This window comes from Kushneria pakistanensis (genome assembly GCF_014652795.1).
Taxonomy (GTDB): Bacteria; Pseudomonadota; Gammaproteobacteria; order Pseudomonadales; family Halomonadaceae; genus Kushneria; species Kushneria pakistanensis.
The window spans coordinates 247,753-267,234 of sequence record NZ_BMZM01000001.1 but is presented as its reverse complement, the minus strand read 5'-3'; the positions used below and the strand labels follow the sequence as shown (position 1 = coordinate 267,234).

15 protein-coding genes and 3 tRNA genes are annotated in these 19,482 nt (G+C 59.7%); 3 read left to right on the top strand and 15 right to left on the bottom strand.

Annotated elements, in window-relative coordinates:
• Positions 1 to 51 precede the first annotated feature (51 nt).
• The gene (locus tag IE123_RS01160; protein ID WP_229819511.1) at positions 52 to 1,086 is read left to right on the top strand and encodes a tRNA dihydrouridine synthase; all 1,035 of its coding nucleotides are present in this window, start codon (positions 52 to 54) and stop codon (positions 1,084 to 1,086) included.
• Between the two features lie 111 nt (positions 1,087 to 1,197).
• Here IE123_RS01160 and IE123_RS01155 read toward each other — a convergent pair.
• From IE123_RS01155 to IE123_RS01115, 9 genes are all read right to left on the bottom strand, one after another.
• Positions 1,198 to 1,274 (bottom strand) — tRNA-Arg (locus tag IE123_RS01155).
• A 33-nt stretch (positions 1,275 to 1,307) separates the two neighbouring features.
• Positions 1,308 to 1,384, bottom strand: a tRNA-Arg gene (locus tag IE123_RS01150).
• A gap of 75 nt (positions 1,385 to 1,459) precedes the next feature.
• Positions 1,460 to 1,552 (bottom strand) — tRNA-Ser (locus tag IE123_RS01145).
• A gap of 112 nt (positions 1,553 to 1,664) precedes the next feature.
• Complete coding sequence (gene csrA, locus IE123_RS01140; RefSeq protein ID WP_189514282.1) at positions 1,665 to 1,862, bottom strand: carbon storage regulator CsrA; 198 nt, start codon at positions 1,860 to 1,862, stop codon at positions 1,665 to 1,667.
• Positions 1,863 to 2,072: 210 nt separating this feature from the next.
• Entirely contained in the window at positions 2,073 to 3,320 is a 1,248-nt protein-coding gene (locus IE123_RS01135) for an aspartate kinase (RefSeq protein WP_189514279.1), read from the bottom strand.
• A 31-nt stretch (positions 3,321 to 3,351) separates the two neighbouring features.
• A complete protein-coding gene (gene alaS / locus IE123_RS01130) occupies positions 3,352 to 5,958 on the bottom strand; it encodes an alanine--tRNA ligase (RefSeq protein WP_189514277.1) in 2,607 nt (868 codons plus the stop codon).
• A gap of 273 nt (positions 5,959 to 6,231) precedes the next feature.
• On the bottom strand, positions 6,232 to 6,678 hold the full coding sequence (locus IE123_RS01125; RefSeq protein ID WP_189514275.1) for a regulatory protein RecX: 447 nt from the start codon (positions 6,676 to 6,678) through the stop codon (positions 6,232 to 6,234).
• A gap of 92 nt (positions 6,679 to 6,770) precedes the next feature.
• The gene (gene recA / locus IE123_RS01120; protein WP_189514273.1) at positions 6,771 to 7,853 is read right to left on the bottom strand and encodes a recombinase RecA; all 1,083 of its coding nucleotides are present in this window, start codon (positions 7,851 to 7,853) and stop codon (positions 6,771 to 6,773) included.
• A gap of 149 nt (positions 7,854 to 8,002) precedes the next feature.
• Positions 8,003 to 8,506 carry a CinA family protein gene (locus tag IE123_RS01115; RefSeq protein ID WP_189514271.1) on the bottom strand — a complete coding sequence of 168 codons (504 nt, stop codon included), beginning with the start codon at positions 8,504 to 8,506 and terminating at the stop codon, positions 8,003 to 8,005.
• A gap of 238 nt (positions 8,507 to 8,744) precedes the next feature.
• Here IE123_RS01115 and mutS point away from each other — a divergent pair, with 238 nt between their 5' ends.
• Complete coding sequence (gene mutS / locus IE123_RS01110) at positions 8,745 to 11,297, top strand: DNA mismatch repair protein MutS (protein WP_189515818.1); 2,553 nt, start codon at positions 8,745 to 8,747, stop codon at positions 11,295 to 11,297.
• A 167-nt stretch (positions 11,298 to 11,464) separates the two neighbouring features.
• The gene (fdxA, locus tag IE123_RS01105) at positions 11,465 to 11,788 is read left to right on the top strand and encodes a ferredoxin FdxA (RefSeq protein ID WP_189514269.1); all 324 of its coding nucleotides are present in this window, start codon (positions 11,465 to 11,467) and stop codon (positions 11,786 to 11,788) included.
• A gap of 558 nt (positions 11,789 to 12,346) precedes the next feature.
• Here the strand turns inward: fdxA and eno are convergent.
• The 6 genes from eno to doeA all read right to left on the bottom strand — a co-directional run bounded on the left by eno (position 12,347) and on the right by doeA (position 19,306).
• Positions 12,347 to 13,642: a phosphopyruvate hydratase gene (gene eno, locus IE123_RS01100; protein WP_189514267.1), complete on the bottom strand. Its 1,296-nt coding sequence runs from the start codon at positions 13,640 to 13,642 to the stop codon at positions 12,347 to 12,349.
• 205 nt (positions 13,643 to 13,847) lie between these two features.
• On the bottom strand, positions 13,848 to 14,711 hold the full coding sequence (gene kdsA / locus IE123_RS01095) for a 3-deoxy-8-phosphooctulonate synthase (RefSeq protein ID WP_189514265.1): 864 nt from the start codon (positions 14,709 to 14,711) through the stop codon (positions 13,848 to 13,850).
• Positions 14,698 to 16,377, bottom strand: a complete 1,680-nt coding sequence (gene pyrG, locus IE123_RS01090) for a CTP synthase (protein ID WP_189514263.1) — start codon at positions 16,375 to 16,377, stop codon at positions 14,698 to 14,700. Before pyrG ends, kdsA begins: the two co-directional genes overlap by 14 nt.
• A gap of 84 nt (positions 16,378 to 16,461) precedes the next feature.
• A complete protein-coding gene (locus IE123_RS01085) occupies positions 16,462 to 16,944 on the bottom strand; it encodes an Lrp/AsnC family transcriptional regulator (protein WP_189514261.1) in 483 nt (160 codons plus the stop codon).
• A gap of 93 nt (positions 16,945 to 17,037) precedes the next feature.
• Positions 17,038 to 18,045: a N(2)-acetyl-L-2,4-diaminobutanoate deacetylase DoeB gene (gene doeB / locus IE123_RS01080; RefSeq protein WP_189514259.1), complete on the bottom strand. Its 1,008-nt coding sequence runs from the start codon at positions 18,043 to 18,045 to the stop codon at positions 17,038 to 17,040.
• Between the two features lie 73 nt (positions 18,046 to 18,118).
• On the bottom strand, positions 18,119 to 19,306 hold the full coding sequence (gene doeA / locus IE123_RS01075) for an ectoine hydrolase DoeA (protein ID WP_189514257.1): 1,188 nt from the start codon (positions 19,304 to 19,306) through the stop codon (positions 18,119 to 18,121).
• Positions 19,307 to 19,482: the final 176 nt, after the last annotated feature.

Below are 19,482 nucleotides of genomic sequence, written 5' to 3'. Positions count from 1 at the left end.
CAACATGCCTATGATGGCGGCGCCAGTCACGACTATCGCGGATCTCCTGCCATGCCAGCCACTTCCTTTTCTGCCGCTCCGGCCGACACTTCTCGAGCCGGCCTGATCGGTCTTGCGCCCATGGAGGGCGTCATCGATGCGCTGACGCGTGAGCTTTTGACCGAGCTGGGCGGTTTTGACTGGAGCGTGACCGAATTCGTGCGCGTGACGGATGCCCGTCTGCCGCCCCGGGTCTTTCAGCGTATCTGTCCGGAGCTTGATACCGGCAGCCAGACCCCCAGCGGCACACCGGTATATCTACAGCTGCTGGGCTCACAGCCCGACAGGCTGGGCGAAAACGCGCAGGTGGCGGCAGCCCTGGGGGCACCAGTAATCGACATGAACTTTGGCTGTCCGGCGAAGACAGTCAATCGCCATGATGGGGGTGCGGCGCTTCTGCGCAGCCCCGAGCGGGTGTACCAGGCCGTTCGGGGAGTCCACAGTGCTCTTGAAGGCACCGGCGTGCCGGTAACCGCCAAACTGCGGCTGGGGTTCGAGGACAAGACGCTGGCGCTGGAATGCGCGCGCGCCGCTGAAGATGGGGGCGCACAGCGTCTGGTGGTCCACGCCCGTACCCGTCGTGAGGGCTATCGCCCGCCGGCGCACTGGGAATGGGTCAGTCGTATCCGCGAGCAGGCCGGTGTACCGGTCGTGGTCAATGGGGATATCTGGACGCTTGATGAGTACTGGAAGGCGCGGGAGGTGAGCGGCTGTCAGGATGTCATGCTGGGGCGGGCAGCGCTGGCCGATCCGTGGCTGGCAAAGCGCATCCGCCACTGGCAGCTCACGGGTGAGCGACTGCCGGCCACCCGCTGGCAGGATCGCAGTGCCCTGCTGACCGCCTACGTTCAGCGCATCGATCCTGCCCTGCCCTCAAAGGTCGTAGTATCGCTTTTGAAGCAGTGGCTCAACATCATGCGCCAGCACGACAGTGAGGCAGGCGAGCATTTTCAGCGCCTTCGCCGTATTACGGCGCTGGACGATTTCATGACGGCATTGCAGGACGAGTCGCAGCGGTCGGAAACCGCGATGTCCCTATCGGGCTAATCGTATCGGAAAGGAAACGCACTGGGGCGGCTGCACTGGCCGCCCTCCGAAGCAGAATGCCGCAGGCTAAAACGCAGAAAGCCCCGTCCTTTCGGACGGGGCTTTGGAATCTGGCGCGCCCGGGAGGATTCGAACCTCCGACCCCCTGATTCGTAGTCAGGTACTCTATCCAGCTGAGCTACGGGCGCAAATAAAACAGGCCTTTCACATCTTGATACTGATGGCGCGCCCGGGAGGATTCGAACCTCCGACCCCCTGATTCGTAGTCAGGTACTCTATCCAGCTGAGCTACGGGCGCAACAAAAGTCCTGCAGTTGAATGTCATTTTCGCCTTTACTTCAAAGGCGCGGCTTTCGACATTCTGTACCGGCGATGGCGGAGAGAGAGGGATTCGAACCCTCGATAGGGCTATAAACCCTATACTCCCTTAGCAGGGGAGCGCCTTCAGCCACTCGGCCATCTCTCCTCGATCGGTACGGCGCGCATATTACCTGGTTTACTATTCCCTGTCCAGCCCCAAGTCAAAAAATCTTATGATTCAATATATTCGGGTGGGTAACTGCGCAGACAGACAGCCTTCAGGCAGGGCCGTTATCGTTGTCGCTATCACTCTTTTCCTGCTGGATACGCTGATAAATCTCTTCACGATGCACGGAGACATTCTTGGGTGCATTGACACCCAGACGGACCTGGTTGCCCTTGACGCCGAGCACGGTCACGGTAATTTCATCGCCAACCATGAGTGTCTCACCCACGCGGCGAGTCAGGATGAGCATTGCGACCTCCTTTTCATTGCTGCTTCCCTATACATATATTCATATAGATCGTGCACCGGATTGAATTAAGCGGGGCATTATGCGACAAGCCGAACCATGATCCAACCTGTGTTATAACGCCCTTTCATCTTTTCCGGCACACGATCACTGCTGTCAGTGTGGCAGAAAGCCCTGTAAGCACCACCCCGCCACCCTGTATTACAGCAATTTTTAGCGCTCTTCGGTCACATCGGCCCTGTCGAGGCCGAAAGCGGTATGCAGGGATCGCACGGCAAGCTCGAGAAACTTTTCGTCTATAACGACAGAGATCTTGATCTCTGAAGTCGATACCATCCGGATATTGATCCCTTCCTCGGCCAGTACCCGAAACATTCGGGTTGCCACACCCGCATGGGAACGCATGCCCACGCCGACCAGCGAGACCTTGGCGATCTTGTCGTCACCCCGGACCTCACCCCCGCCCAGCGACGGAATGACCTGCTCCTGCAGGATGCGCTGGGTCTGGCGAAAATCGTTTTTCGCGACCGTAAAGGTGAAATCAGTGTAGCCGCCCGTGGGCGCCACGTTCTGAACAATCATGTCGACTTCGATATTGGCATCCGAAATCGGCCCCAGGATGCGCGAGGCAACGCCTGGCACATCGGGCGTGCTCACAACCGTCAGCTTGGCTTCGTTGTTGTTAAAGGCAATACCCGAGATCAGCGGCTCTTCCATATTGGCAATCTCTTCATCTGCAGTAATCAGGGTGCCCGGACCTTCCTTGAAGGAAGACAGGACGCGCAGCGGCACATTGTATTTGCCGGCAAACTCCACGGCTCTAATCTGAAGCACCTTGGAGCCCAGACTGGCCATCTCCAGCATCTCCTCGACTGTAATGCTTTCCAGTCGGCGCGCCTTGTCGCATACACGCGGGTCGGTGGTATAGACACCATCGACATCGGTATAGATCTGGCACTCGTCGGCCTTGAGCGCTGCCGCCAGCGCCACGCCGGTCGTATCGGAGCCACCTCGGCCCAGCGTGGTAATGTTGCCTTCAGCGTCAACACCCTGAAAGCCTGCCACGACCACGACCTGACCCTCGTCGAGATCGGCGCGCAGCTCATCGGTCTCGATGCGCTGAATGCGGGCACGGGTATGGGCACTGTCGGTGCGAATCCCTATCTGGGCGCCGGTATAGGATGTCGCCTTGACGCCCAGCTGATGCAGCGCCATGGCCAGCAGTGAGATCGTTACCTGCTCCCCGGTGGAGACCAGCATGTCCATTTCACGCGGTGTGGGCTCTTCGTTGATCTGTGAAGCCAGTTCGATCAGGCGGTTGGTTTCACCACTCATGGCCGACACGACCACCACAATCTGGTGACCCTGATCACGAAATCCCTTGACCTTCTCGGCCACTGCCTTGATGCGCTCGACGCTACCCACCGAGGTACCGCCAAACTTTTGTACATAAAGCGCCATGGATGCTCCCTTTATTTGATGTATTGGATCATCATCCTTCAAGTGTTTCGGCGACCCACTGACGCGCTGCCTGCAGGGCGTTATCCACGCCACTGACATCGCTGCCGCCGGCCTGGGCCATATCGGCGCGGCCGCCACCGCGACCGCCCACCATGGGCGCAATGGCACTGACCAGACTACCGGCACTGATGCGATCCACCAGATCCTTCGTGACGCCGGCAATCAGATTGACCTTGTCATCGCTGGCAACCGCCAGCACGACAACGCCGGAACCAAGCCGGTTTTTCATCTGATCCATGACCCCACGAAGCTCCTTCGCGCCAACCCCCTCGAGCTGACGGGTCAGCACGCGCACGCCGCCAATCTCCTCGGCGGCGTCGAGCAGATCGTTGCCGGCCTGACTGGCCAGTTTGGCGCGATTGCGTTCAAGCTCCCGCTCGAGTTCGCGGTTACGCTCCAAAAGCGTGCCCACGCGCGCCTCAAGCTGCTCGGGACGCGCACGCACCTGATCGGCCAGGCGCGTGATCAGTGACTGCTGATCGCGGAACCAGTTCAGCGCCCTGTGCCCTGAAATCGCCTCGATACGGCGCACGCCGGCGGCAACGCCCGTTTCGCTGAGTAGCCGTACCGGGCCGATATCACCGGTGCGCATGACATGTGTACCGCCACAGAGCTCGATGGAGAAATCATCGCTGCCCATGGTCAGTACACGCACGCTTTCGCCGTACTTGGCTTCAAACAGCGCCTGGGCACCCAGCTTGCGCGCTTCATCCAGCGTCATCAGCTGCGTGGTCACCGGGGTATTGGCCATGACCTCGTCATTGATCATTGCCTCGACCCGTTCAAGCTCCTCAGGCGTTACGGCTTCAGTGTGGCTGAAGTCAAAGCGTAGCCGCTCATCACCGACCTGTGAGCCCTTCTGCTGCACATGCGTGCCCAGTACGCGCCGCAGCGCCTCGTGCAGCAGGTGGGTGGCCGAGTGGTTGCGCATGATGGCATGACGGGTCGGCACCTCGACGCTGGCCTCTACCGTGGCCTGCGCCGGCATGACGCCTTCGCTCACTTCTCCCAGATGCACAAAGTGCTGGCCACGCTTTTGGGTATCGCGCACGTTGAACACAACGCCCGGTAGCGTCAGGGTGCCACGATCGCCGATCTGACCGCCGGATTCGGCATAGAAAGGAGTCTCGTCCAGCACGATGGCGCCACTCTGCCCGGTTTCGAGCTGGTCGACCTGCTCTCCCTGATCGTTGAGAAGCGTCAGTACCTGTGCCGAGGAGGTCAGACGCTCACGGCCGACAAACTCGGTGGCGCCTTCCAGATCAATGTCTGCCTCGAGTCGCGCGCCGAACTGACTGGCAGCACGGGCGCGCTCGCGCTGGGCTTCGAGCTCGCGCTGAAAACCGGCCTCATCGAGGGCGATATTGCGCTCGCGGGCAATATCGGCGGTCAGGTCGTAGGGGAAGCCGTAGGTGTCATACAGCTTGAAGATGGTCTCGCCATCCAGCTCGTTGCCTTCAAGACCGGCCAACGCCTCATCCAGCAGACGCATGCCGTTGTCCAGCGTGCGGGCAAACTGCTCCTCTTCACGCAGCAGCACCTTCTCGATCTGCTCGCGACGTGCGTGCAGCTCGGGATAGGCCTCGCCCATCTCTTCATCAAGAGCGGCCACCAGACGATGGAAGAAGGGTTCGCGCACACCGAGCTTGTGGCCATGGCGTACGGCACGGCGAATGATGCGGCGCAGCACATAACCGCGACCTTCATTGGAGGGGATGACGCCATCCACGATCAAAAACGCACAGGAGCGAATATGGTCGGCAATGACGCGCAGTGACGGCTGGTGAATATCCTGCTGCCCGGCAATTTCGGCAGCCGATGCCAGCAGTCGCTTGAAGAGATCGATTTCGTAGTTGGAGTGAACGCCCTGCATGACGGCAGCGATACGCTCAAGCCCCATGCCGGTATCGATGGAAGGTCTGGGCAGCGGGGTCATGTTGCCCTGGGCATCGCGGTCGTACTGCATGAAGACCAGGTTCCAGATCTCGATGTAGCGATCGCCATCTTCATCGGGGCTTCCCGGCGGGCCACCAAACACGTCCGGGCCATGATCGAAAAAGATTTCCGAAGACGGACCACAGGGGCCGGTATCACCCATCTGCCAGAAGTTGTCTTCATCCAGCCGTGAAAAACGCTCGGCGCTGACGCCTACATCATTGAGCCAGATATCAGCGGCTTCATCATCGCTGACATGCACCGTCACCCAGAGCTTCTCTGCGGGGAGCCCAAGATTTTCGGTCAGAAACTGCCAGGCATAGTGAATGGCGTCGCGCTTGAAATAGTCGCCAAAACTGAAGTTGCCCAGCATCTCGAACAGGGTGTGATGACGCGCGGTGTAGCCGACGTTATCCAGGTCATTGTGCTTGCCGCCAGCCCTGACACAGCGCTGGGCAGAGGTGGCCCGCACGTAGGGTCTGGGGTCACGGCCCAGAAAGACGTCCTTGAAAGGCACCATACCGGCATTGGTGAAAAGCAGCGTGGGATCGTTGTCAGGCACCAGCGAGCTGGAGGGCACCTGGGTATGGCCATGCTGTTCAAAAAAATTCAGAAATGCTTGTCGTATGTCGGCGCTTTTCATGGGCTTCCCGTAAACAGTGGGTCAGTTCTTTTAAATGAGGCAACGAGCGATGCATCAAGCGACGGTGCACGGCAACCGCCGCCTGTCGTCAACATGCGCCTCGAGGTGTGACCCTCATGATATTCCGGTCTCGCTTGTGACATGTCAGAGACGTCATGCCCACAATGAGACGAATTTTGGCGGCTTAATGTATCAGCATGTCGCATCCCAGTGCGACAGTCCTCATACGCTCCATTTTGCCTCATGCCGGGCGTGACATGCCAAGCCCGGGTGTCATGATGGCCAGGCAAGGCGCATGGCACTACTGCACTGCTGCCCGTCAAAGCCTCTGGAGGCCAGAAAACGCTGACGTTTGGCACGCGCCTTCATGTCATCACCGGGCCCGTCAAAGCGTCGCGCCAGCGCCTCGGCGGCAAGCGCTGTCCAGTCGGCGTCACTTTCTTCCAGCGCCTGAGCTATCATCTCGCGCTCGATACCACGATTGTTCAATTCCGCGCTAATCTTGCGCGGCCCCTGCAGGCGCGCCACTCGTGAGCGGACAAAGTGTTCAACGAAACGGGCATCGGACTGCAGGTTATCTTCGGCCAGCCGGTCCAGCAGCGCACTGACCTCTTCGGGCACATGTTCGTGGCGCAGCAGGCGCTCCTCGAGCTCACTACGGGTGTATTCACGCCGGGCCAGCAGTGCGATGGCCTCTTCATAAGGCGTCCTTTGTGACATGGGTGCCCTTCCTGTTTCTGTCGTGCATGACAGCAAAAGGGGCACGCTCCATTGAGCGTGCCCCTTTTGATCACACAACAAGACAATAACGCTTACAGCAGCTCGTCGCCGTCTGCATCGGCATCTGCCGGCGCTTCGGCTTCAGCTTCTGCAGCTGCCTTTTCTTCTTCCTTCGTCTTCGGCGTCGTCAGAAGCTGGCCGCGAATGGCGTCCTCGATCTCCTGCATGACTTCCGGATTGTCTTCAAGATACTGGGCGGCATTGGCCTTGCCCTGCCCGATCTTGTTGCCCTTGTAGCTGTACCAGGCACCGGCCTTGTTGACCAGGTTGCACTGGACGCCGAGATCGACCACTTCACCGGCATGGTAGATGCCCTTGCCATACAGGATCTGGAATTCGGCCTGACGGAATGGCGGCGCCACCTTGTTCTTGACGACCTTGACGCGGGTTTCGTTGCCCACGGCCTCATCGCCCTGCTTGACCGAGCCGATACGACGAATATCCAGACGCACGCTTGAATAGAACTTCAGCGCATTGCCGCCAGTGGTCGTTTCGGGGTTGCCGAACATGACACCGATCTTCATGCGGATCTGGTTGACGAACATCACCATGCAATTGGCATTCTTGATGTGTCCGGTCACCTTGCGCAGCGCCTGTGACATGAGACGTGCCTGAAGGCCGACGTGGGAGTCCCCCATTTCGCCTTCGATCTCGGCACGCGGCGTCAATGCGGCGACAGAATCCACCACAATGACATCCACACCGCCGGAGCGGACCAGCATGTCGCAGATTTCGAGTGCCTGCTCGCCGGTATCAGGCTGAGAGACCAGCATGTCATCAAGATTGACGCCCAGTTTCTCGGCGTAGCTCGGGTCAAGGGCGTGCTCGGCATCGATGAAGGCACAGGTCTTGCCCTGCTTCTGCGCCTGAGCGATGACCGAAAGGGTAATGGTGGTTTTACCCGAGGCTTCGGGTCCGAAAATCTCGACGATACGCCCATAGGGCAGACCGCCTACACCAAGGGCAATGTCCAGTCCAAGCGAGCCGGTGGAAACGGCCGGAATAGCCACACGGGGCGTATCGCCCATGCGCATGACGGCACCCTTGCCGAACTGACGCTCAATCTGGGACAGCGCTGCATTAAGCGCCTTGGAGCGGTTGTCATCTTGTGCCATGTTGGCCCTCCTGTCGGGTCAGCCTGACGCTGACACGTCATTAAGCTGTATGCTTATCCAGTATTTTAAACCAAAAAGATGGTCGATTACATCCTTTTGATGACTTATTTCATCACACGATCATGACGTCAGTGCAATGCAGGGATGCGTCAGTCAAAGGGACGCTCTTCCAGCCGTTCGATCAGGCCCTTGAGCGCCAGGGCCACCGCTTCACGACGCACATCAAGACGCTCACCGTTGAGCCGATAACACTGTGCCTGGCTCTGGGTGGCATTGCCCCATGCCAGCCATACGGTCCCGACCGGCTTTTCCGGCGTGCCGCCACCGGGCCCTGCTACACCGCTGATGGCCACACCCAGATCGGCACCGCTGTCACGACAGGCGCCACGCACCATTTCATGCACCACGGTCTCGCTGACCGCGCCGAAAAGCTCCAGCGAGACCGACGACACCCCCAGCAAACGCTGCTTGGCGTTGTTGGCGTAGGTCACATAGCCGGTTTCAAAGCAGCTGGAGCTGCCGGCGACATCGGTAATGGCCCGCGCCACACCGCCACCGGTACAGGACTCGGCAGTGGTCAGTACCACGCCCTGCTGCTGACAGAGCATGCACAGCCGGCTGGCCAGCTCCTGTATGCCTGATGCTGTTGCCATGACAACTCCCGCCGGTGACATCGAATTCAGATAGGCACATGGTACGCGATCGTGGCCCGAAATGGACACGACCTACCCCTGCTCAGCGCTCCCTGCAGCAGGGAGACCATCCACTGCCTGCACTATAGCAATACAGGCGAGGGAGTGGATCATGATAATCTCACGCTCTTTCACCTCACATGTCATTGGACAGGGTCATTTTCACGTGGCAGGCAAGACCGAGTCCCAACCAACGCCCATGATGGCGCAGTATTTTCGCATCAAGCGCGAACACCCCGACGTGCTTCTTTTTTACCGCATGGGAGATTTCTATGAGCTCTTTCATGACGACGCCAAACGTGCCGCGTCACTGCTGGATATCACACTGACCGCACGCGGTACCTCCAACGGGGTGCCCATTCCCATGGCGGGTGTGCCCTACCATAGCGCCGAGGGCTATCTGGCCCGCCTGGTTCGCATGGGTGAGTCAGTCGCCATCTGCGAACAGATCGGTGATCCGGCCACCGCCAAGGGGCCGGTCGAGCGCCGGGTGGTGCGTATCGTCACCCCCGGCACCCTGCACGATGAAGCGCTGCTCGATGAGCGTCGCGATAACCTGGTTGCCGCACTGCACGGTGACAATGATCACTGGGGACTTGCCTGGCTTGAGCTTTCCAGCGGACGCTTCAGCGTGCTGGAAGTCGAGGGCGAAGGCGACATGCTGGCCGAACTGCATCGGCTGGATCCCGCTGAACTGCTGGTCATGGAAAGCCTGCGGCTGCCGGAGAAGCTGGACGGACGTGCCGGCCTGCGACGCCAGAGTGACTGGCACTTTGATCTTGAAACAGCGCGGCGTCTGCTGTGTGACCAGCTGCGGGTCCAGAACCTGTCAGGCTTTGGCTGTGACCACATGACCCGGGCGCTCACGGCGGCGGGCGTGCTGATCGATTACGTGCGCGACACCCAGCGCACGGCACTGCCGCACATTACCGCCATTGGCGTCGAAAACCGGGATGAATCGGTGGTCATCGATGCAGCCAGCCGGCGCAACCTTGAGATCGACCAGAACATGGCCGGCGGTCAGGACAACACGCTGGCCTCGGTACTGGATACCACCGCCACCGCCATGGGCGCACGACTGCTGCGGCGCTGGCTCAATCGCCCCCTGCGGGATCGTGACCAGATTACCGCGCGCCAGCATGGCGTAATGCTGCTGGGCGAAGAGGATCACGTTGAAGTCTTCAACGACATCCTGCGCGGCATCGGCGATATCGAGCGCATTCTGGCACGCGTGGCGCTGCTAAGCGCCCGCCCGCGCGATCTCGCCCGGCTTCGTGACGCCCTCAATGCGCTGCCGGCACTGGCCGAACGGCTGGAAGGCATCGCACAGGGCAGCGTGCTGGATGATCTTGCCCGCCATATCGTGCCCTATCCGATACTTGCCGACACCCTGACCCGGGCGCTGATCGACAGTCCACCGGTCGTGATTCGTGACGGCGGTGTGATTCGCGAAGGCTTTGATGAAGAGCTCGATGAGCTCAGGGCCCTGCAGGAAAATGCCGGCGACTATCTGGTGCAGCTGGAAACCCGCGAGCGTGAACGCACCGGTCTGGCCGGGCTCAAGGTGGGCTACAACCGGGTGCATGGCTATTACATTGAAATTCCACGTGCCCAGGCAAGGGAAGTCCCCGCGGACTACATTCGCCGCCAGACGCTCAAGAATGCCGAGCGCTTTATTATCCCCGAGCTCAAGACCTTCGAGGACAAGGCGCTCTCGGCACGCACCCGAGCACTGGCACGTGAAAAGCTTCTATACGAAGGCCTGCTTGAAGCGCTCAATGCCGAACTGGGCCCTCTGACCCAGACCGCGCGGGCGCTGGCCACACTGGACGTGCTGCACGCCTTTGCCGAACGCGCGCAGACCCTGTCACTGGTCTGCCCGGTACTGCGCGAGGCGCCCGGGATGACCATCCGTGACGGTCGCCATCCAGTGGTCGAGCATGTCTCGAACCACCCCTTTGTACCCAACGATCTGCGCTTTGATGATGCGACCCGCATGCTGGTGATTACCGGGCCCAACATGGGGGGCAAATCAACCTTCATGCGCCAGAATGCGCTGATTGCCCTGTTGGCGCATACCGGCTGCTTCGTGCCGGCCAGCAGCGCGGAAATCGGCCCGATCGATCGCATTTTTACCCGTATCGGCTCTTCCGATGATCTGGCAGGTGGACGCTCGACCTTCATGGTCGAGATGACCGAGACGGCCAGCATCCTGCACAACGCTACCGATCACAGCCTGGTGCTGATGGATGAAATCGGGCGCGGCACCAGCACGTTTGATGGGCTGTCGCTGGCCTGGGCCGCAGCCGAACACCTGACCGGCACACGGGCCTTTACGCTGTTTGCCACGCACTATTTTGAAATGACCAGCCTGCCCGAGCAGGCCGAGGGCGTGGCCAACGTGCATCTCAATGCCACCGAGCACAACGACGGCATTGTCTTCATGCACCGGGTCGAACCGGGCCCTGCCAGCCAGAGCTATGGGCTTCAGGTGGCGCAGCTTGCGGGCGTGCCCCGCGCCGTCATTGCGCGTGCCCGTGAAAAGCTCATGATGCTGGAAGCCCAGGACGTCGCGCGCCCTGCTGGCTTGCAGGAAAATCCAGGCCAGACAGGCACGGCACCGCAGCAAAATGATCTTTTTGCAAGCCCTCCGCACCCACTGATTGAGGCATTGGCACAGCTTGACCTGGATGCCCTCTCGCCGCGTCAGGCGCAGGAGTGGCTGTATCAGTGGCGCGATAAAATACGCTGATTTTGGCGCCGCCCGGGCTGACACAAGGCTTTCATCACAAGCCGCTTGTCCCCGGGCGGTAGCGCCTTCTAGAATAAGGCCCCTCTTGTGGGCCGCCCCACACCCCTTTTCAGCACTGCCTGCCCCCTTAACCGGCAGTGATCGCCTGCTACCCTGGAGTTCGTGACATGACCTTTGTCGTCACCGAGAACTGCATTCAATGTAAATACACGGACTGTGTAGAAGTCTGTCCGGTCGATTGCTTTTATGAAGGCCCCAACTTTCTGGTCATTCATCCTGACGAGTGCATCGACTGCGCCCTGTGTGAACCGGAATGTCCGGCCGAGGCCATCTTCTCGGAAGACGAGCTGCCGGAAGGTCAGGAAAAATTCATCGAGATCAATGCCGATCTATCCGAGCAGTGGCCCAATATCAATGAGCGTATTGATCCACCGGCCGATGCCGATGAGTGGAATGGCGTCCCCGGCAAGATCGACAAGCTGGTGCGCTGATCGCCTCGTCTGATACAGCCCTGCCCTGACGCACCTTTTCTCTATAACACCGACTCTCTGCCTGCCTGCGCCGTTTTTGCGCATAAAAAAGGCGGCCCCATTGGGCCGCCCTTGCATCCTGCATCCTTGAGCCTGTCCTTTGGCTCTCTATCCATTGGCGTCATCCATGCGGAGAAATCGAATCCATCCGATACTCAGCGCGCCATAAACTCATGTCGTCGTTGAATGTCCTGAACGATGCTGCCATCCATTTGCAGCCGTCAGGCAAGAACATGATCAGCCTTGCTGATCTACAAGAAGATTTTTGGAAAAAATTTAATTGGAAAAAATGGCGATCAAAATGACTCTTTTGCTTAAAAAGTTATTAAGATCAAAAATTTAAGATGGGAAGACAATTTCGGACCCGCTTACGGATCGCTTCGAATGCACTTATGGTGGGTTCTGTGCCCCTCCATGGTCAAGCCAATCGTCCAAGATTCGTCGAATATAGAGTACAGGCATAAAAAATCCGACTGCATAAAGCAGTCGGATTAAATTTAGTGATCTAAAACCCGGATATCAGGCCTGACCCTTTACCTCGGCCAGCCCCTTGTAGGGCGCCTTGCCACCCAGCTGATCCTCGATCACCAGCAGGCGGTTATACTTGGCCACACGGTCACTGCGCGACAGCGAACCGGTCTTGATCTGGCCGGCGCAGGTGCCCACGGCCAGATCCGCGATGGTGGTATCCTCGGTCTCACCGCTGCGATGTGAAATAACGGCGGTGTAGCCAGCGTCCCGGGCCATCTTGATCGCATCCAGCGTCTCGGTCAGCGAGCCGATCTGGTTGAACTTGATCAGAATCGAGTTGGCGATGCCCTTGTCGATCCCTTCGCGGAAGATACGCGTGTTGGTCACGAACAGATCATCACCCACCAGCTGCACGCGATCGCCCAGCTTGTCGGTCAGCGCTTTCCAGCCATCCCAGTCGGACTCGTCCAGACCGTCCTCAATGGAAACGATCGGATACTGATCGGCCAGTTCGGCCAGGTAATCGGCAAAGCTCTCGCTGGTGAAGCTCTTGTTCTCACCGGCAAGCGTGTACTGGCCGTCCTTGTAAAACTCGGAGGCGGCACAGTCCAGCGCCAGTGTGACATCGGTGCCCAGCTGATAGCCGGCGTCGCTGACCGCCTGTTTGATGGCACCCAGCGCGTCGGCGTTGGATTCCAGGTTCGGCGCAAAGCCGCCTTCATCACCCACGGCCGTGGACTGTCCGCGACCGGAGAGTACCCTTTTCAGCGCGTGGAAGATTTCAGCACCCATGCGCAGGCCTTCGGCAAAGCTTTTGGCGCCGACCGGCTGAACCATGAATTCCTGAATATCAATGTTGTTATCGGCGTGCTCACCGCCATTCATGATGTTCATCATCGGCAGCGGCATGCTGTACTGACCCGGCGTGCCGTAAAGCTCGGCAATATGGGCGTAAAGCGGCATGCCCTTTTCACGTGCCGCGGCCCGGGCAGCGGCCAGCGATACGGCCAGAATGGCATTGGCGCCCAGCTTGCCCTTGTTGTCAGTGCCATCGAGCTCCAGCATGGCCTGATCCAGCGCGCGCTGATCGTTGGCATCCATACCCTTGAGACGCTCACGAATCACCGTATTGACGGCTTCCACGGCCTTTGTGACGCCCTTGCCCAGATAGCGCGACTTGTCACCATCGCGCAGCTCCAGCGCTTCGCGCGAGCCGGTCGACGCACCGGACGGCGCATAGGCCTGCTCGCTGATGCCACCGGCCAGCGTGACAGTGGCCATGACGGTGGGGTTGCCGCGCGAATCGAGCACTTCGAGTCCATGTATATCAACAATCTCGGCCATCTAAAGCATCCTCACTGGTTAAACTTCCGACCCGTATCCCAACGAGCCGGACTCGAATGAACGCATCATGAAAGCATAGAAAGCGACTCATTTGCCTGCCATGCAGGCGTGTTCGCCACTCCTGTTAGACTAAAGTCAAAACCCTCTACTGCCCTGATGCTGTTGACCAATAAAAACGCCGGTCATCATGACCGGCGTTTTGAGACTAGCGAATGTCGATGGGATCGAAATGCTTGACCACCCCATCGAGCATTTTGATCTGCTCCAGAAAGAGCGTCAGCCGATCCAGCGGCAGTGCACAGGGACCGTCACAACGGGCATTGTCCGGATCAGGATGGGCCTCGACAAAAAGGCCGGCGATGCCGGTCGCCACGCCTGCGCGAGCAAGCTCGACCACCTGCTGACGTCGCCCGCCGGCACTGTCCGCGCGACCACCGGGCTGCTGCAGCGAGTGCGTGACATCAAAAAAGACCGGGTAACCGGTTTTTTTCATCTCGCCAAAGCCGAGCATGTCCACCACCAGATTGTTGTAGCCAAAGCTTGCGCCACGCTCACACAGGATCAGCCGGTCGTTACCGGCCTCCTCGAACTTGGTGATGATGTGGCGCATCTCGTGGGGAGCAATGAACTGCGGCTTCTTGATGTTGACCACCGCACCGGTTTTCGCCATCGCCACCACCAGATCGGTCTGGCGGGCCAGAAAGGCCGGCAGCTGGATGACATCACAGACATCGGCCACGGCGCGCGCCTGGTCCGGCTCGTGCACATCGGTCAGGACCGGCACATTGAAGCGGCTTTTGATCTCATCAAGGATCTTGAGCCCTTCATCAAGGCCCGGTCCACGATAGGAGTGGATCGAGCTGCGGTTGGCCTTGTCAAAACTGGCCTTGAACACATAGGGGATGCCCAGCGCCTTCGTGGCCTCGACCCAGGCATTGGCCACTTCAATGGCCATGTCCCGCGATTCCAGCACGTTCATGCCGCCAAAGAGCGTCAGCGGCTGCTGATTACCGGTGATGATGTCGCCAAGGGCAATCGTTTTCTGCGCGGTGGTGTCAGTGCCTGTCATCGTCACGCTCCTGTTCACGGGTGCCGGCCTTGTGCGTGCGCGCGGCGCGATGCGTCAGCGCGGCGTTGACAAAGCCGGTGAAAAGCGGATGTCCGTCACGCGGGGTCGAGGTGAACTCCGGGTGGAACTGGCAGGCCACATACCAGGGATGGTCCGGCAGCTCGACCATTTCCACCAGCGACTGATCCACGCTGCGCCCGGAGAAGACCATACCGGCGGCTTCCAGATCGGCCACGAACTGATCGTTGATCTCATAGCGATGGCGATGGCGCTCGACAATGGTGTCACTGCCGTAGATTTCGCGCGCCTTCGAACCTTCGGTCAGCACACAGCTCTGACCGCCCAGACGCATGGTACCGCCCAGATCCGACGACTCATCGCGGGTTTCGATGCGTCCTTCCGGCGTGATCCACTCGGTAATCAGCCCTACCACCGGATGTCGGGTGTCATGGGTGAACTCGGTAGAGTTGGCATCGCGCCAGCCGGCCACGTGGCGGGCAAACTCGATAACCGCCACCTGCATGCCCAGACAGATGCCCAGATAGGGAATGCCGTGTTCACGTGCGTAGCGGGCCGTGGCGATCTTGCCTTCCACACCGCGCGAGCCGAACCCGCCGGGGACCAGGATCGCGTCCTTGCCTTCAAGGCGCTCGACCCCTTCACGCTCGATGACCTCGGAGTCGATGTAGTCGATGTTGACCTTCACGCGGGTCTGGATACCGGCGTGCATCAGCGACTCATTGAGCGACTTGTAGGCGTCCAGCAGTTCCATGTACTTGCCGACCATCGCGATATTGATGGTCTTGAGCGGGTTGAGCTTGGCATCGAGTACCTTGACCCATTCGCTCAGATCCGCAGCCGGCGGATCAAGGCGCAGCTTGTCGCAGACAATGTCGTCAAGCTCGTGATCATGCAGCATCAGCGGGATGCGATAGATGGTATCGGCATCCTGCATCGGGATGACGGCGCGCTCGTCCACGTTGGTGAACAGTGCGATCTTGCGTCGCTCGCTGGCCTCGAGTTCGACCTCGCTGCGACACAGCAGAATGTCGGGCTGAATGCCGATGGAGCGCAGCTCCTTGACGCTGTGCTGGGTCGGCTTGGTCTTGGTCTCGCCGGCCGTCTTGATATAGGGCACCAGCGTCAGATGCATGAACAGCGCATGGCTGGAGCCCACTTCACTGCGCAGCTGACGAATGGCTTCCAGAAACGGCAGGGACTCGATATCGCCCACGGTACCGCCGATTTCCACCAGTGCCACGTCATACCCTTCGGCACCCGCCTTTACGCGACGCTTGATCTCGTCGGTAATATGGGGAATGACCTGAACGGTACCACCCAGATAATCACCCCGGCGCTCCTTTTTGAGCACGTGTTCATAGACACGCCCGGTGGTGAAGTTGTTGGACTGGGTCATGCGCGAGCGGATAAAGCGCTCATAGTGGCCCAGGTCAAGGTCGGTCTCGGCACCATCTTCGGTGACAAATACCTCACCATGCTGGAAGGGGCTCATGGTGCCCGGATCGACGTTGATATAGGGGTCGAGCTTGAGAATCGTGACCTTCAGGCCACGGGCCTCCAGAATAGCGGCCAGAGAGGCTGCAGCGATGCCTTTTCCAAGAGAAGACACAACGCCACCGGTCACGAAAATATATCGCGTCGTCATGGGGAACCTGTTAATGCTGAGCGAAGGTCGACCAGAAAGGCAGACCAGGATGGGAGATCAGTTTACGCGAAAGCGTCGGCGCGCTCAATTTGCATTGTCACCCTTGAGCCGGATCAGCGGGGATGACGCCTTTTTAATGGACTTGGTCACGATATAGGTGAAATAGCGCCGAATGGCCAGATCCGCCATCAGCCAGCGATCCATGAGTCGCTGATACTGATCGATGCTGTCAGCCTCGATCAGCACCAGATAATCCACCCCGCCGCCCACGGCCACACATTCGCTGACCTGTGGCGTGTCACGCATGGTGCGCTCAAAGCGTTCAAACACCGGCACGCTGTGATGCTCAAGCTCGATCTGCACCCATACCGACGTCAGCGATACTCGCACCTGATCACTGATGCGGGCACTGTACCCCTCAATGATACCGGCGCGCTCCAGGCGTCTGACCCGCTCCCAGCAGGGGCTGACCGAGAGATTGATCGCCTCGGCCAGCCGCGACTTCGTGATGCGCCCGTCTCTGGCAAGAATTTCAAGAATGCGAACATCGTACTGATCGAGTTTCATCGGCCACCCACATCGGACAAGTACAGGACACGATACGTTTGCCGCCGACCAACGGCCGCTACCCCGATATACCAGTAGCGGCCATCAGCATGATCAGCGCTCAAGGGTGTCGACCATCTCTCCGATGACCACGATGGTATCGCCCATGGCCACACGCGCCGGGAAGCGCCGTGCCAGCACCAGCCCATCACGGCTGGCGCGATATTCCACCGGATCAACGCCGGTTCGGGTGATGTCATAAATGCGGGCGACCACCTCACCCTGACGCACCAGCCCGCCCAGCGCGCAGGTCATCTCCAGAATGCCTTCGTGCTCGCTCTGGACATAGCAGGAGGCGTCCGGCATCTCGACATACTGCTGGCGGGGCGGGCGCTGAATCTCGCCTTCGGTGATGCCGGCAAACATCAGGAAATTGCGCACGCCCCGCTCGCTGATTTCGATACTCGCAGGCGTGGAGGTCCCCCCACCGCCCAGCTCGGTGGTCACCAGCACCTTGCCCTGGTTTTCTACCACCGTGTCGTAGAGCGCCGCGGCGTCCAGCTCATACATCATGATGGCGGTCGAGGCACCGAAAGCGATCGCCCCCTCGAGGCTTTTGCGTTCAAGCTCGAGATCATCAAGGCGGTGGGCGGCGGCAAACGGCAGAATATCCAGCGTGCGGCCGCCCGAGTGCAGATCCAGCGCGTAGTCACACATCGGCACCAGATAGCGGGTGAAATAGTCGGCAATCTGCTTCGTCGGCCCGCCATCGGGGTCTCCGGGAAAGCTGCGATTGAGATTGCCGCGGTCCATCGGTGACGTTCGACGCCCCGCCTGCGCGGCCGGCTGATTCATCATCGGCACGATGATGACGCGCCCGCGAACCTCCTCGGCCGTCAGCCGATTGGCCAGTTTCAAAAGGGCAGTGATGCCTTCGTACTCATCACCGTGATTGCCGCCGGTCAGCAGCGCCGTGGGGCCTTCACCGTTCCTGATCACGGTGATCGGGATCATGACCGCCCCCCAGGCAGACTCATCATGGGAGACCGGCAGCTTGAGAAAACCATGCTGGACGCCATCGGCGTCAAAATCGACGGTGGCGGAAATGGGACTTGGACGCATAAGCAGTGCTACTCCCTGTAGTGAGCGCGCCCGGTGCGCCTGACAGCGACTCAGGGCAACGGTCGCAGGCGCGCTATTTAACGAAGAGCTGACGGGGAAAGTGACTGAAGGTTTCCACCCCGGTCTCGGTAATCAGGATCGACTCGGTGATCTCAAGGCCCCAGTCATCCATCCACATGCCCGGCATGAAGTGAAAGGTCATGCCAGGCTCCAGCACGGTGTTATCACTCGGGCGCAGGCTCATGGTGCGCTCGCCCCAGTCGGGCGGATAGCTCAGCCCGATCGGATAACCGCAGCGGGCACCGCCCCGATCAAAGCCCCACTTGTCCATCGCCGTACCCAGTGCCATGGCCAGATCGCAGCAGCGGTTACCGGGTCTGGCAACCTCAAGCCCGTTCTCGATGCCTTCCAACAGCGCTGACTCCCCGCGCAGGAACTCCCGCGGCGGGCGTCCCAGAAAGACGGTGCGCGACAGTGGCGCGTGATAGCGCTTGTAGACGCCGGCAATCTCGAAAAAGGTTCCCTCGCCCTTTTGAAACGGCGCGTCATCCCAGGTCAGATGCGGCGCCGCGGCGTCCTTGCCGGTTGGCAGCAGCGGCACGATGGCCGGGTAGTCACCGCCATGACCCTCGACGCCTTCCACACCGGCGCGATAGATCTCGGCCACCAGGCGGCTCTTGGGCAGGCCTGGCTCGACCATGTCGAGAATGCGCGCATGCATTTCATCCACGATGCGCCCGGCCACGCGCATGTATTCAATCTCGGTGGGCGACTTGATCGCCCGGCACCAGTTGACCAGCCCGTTGGCATCCACGATGGACGCCTGAGGCAGATGCGTCGTCAGACTGATATAGGCTCTGGCCGAGAAGTAGTAGTTGTCCATCTCGACCCCGATACGCCCACGATGCCACTGCCACTGCGGCAGAATTGACTGGGACAGGTAATCCATCGGATGCATGTCGGGATTCTGGACGTAGTAGTCCGGATACCAGGTCACATGGGTGTCGGGATCCATGTAACAGGTGCGTATCGCGCCATTGCCATCCTGACGCCGGCCGTACCAGACCGGGTCCTCATCAAAGCTGATCAATACGCACTGGTGGACATAAAACGACCAGCCGTCATAGCCGGTCAGCCACGCCATGTTGGAGGGGTCGGAGACGATCAGAAGATCCAGCTCGGCACGCGCCATTGCCGCTCTCACCCGGGCCAGACGCTGCGCGTACTCCTTGCGTGTAAAGGGAAGTGCAATGTCAGTCATTGGCGCTCGCTTTTCCCGGTTCAATGACCAGGTATTTGTTGTATTTAACGGCATTCCAGAGACAAGCATGGTGCAGGAGAGCCACTGTCGCCATGCGATCAAGGCGGTCTTCAGGTCAGTCTGCCCCTCCCCGATCGCCTGGGTCAAAGGCTGTACGCCCGGCCCCGACATAACAC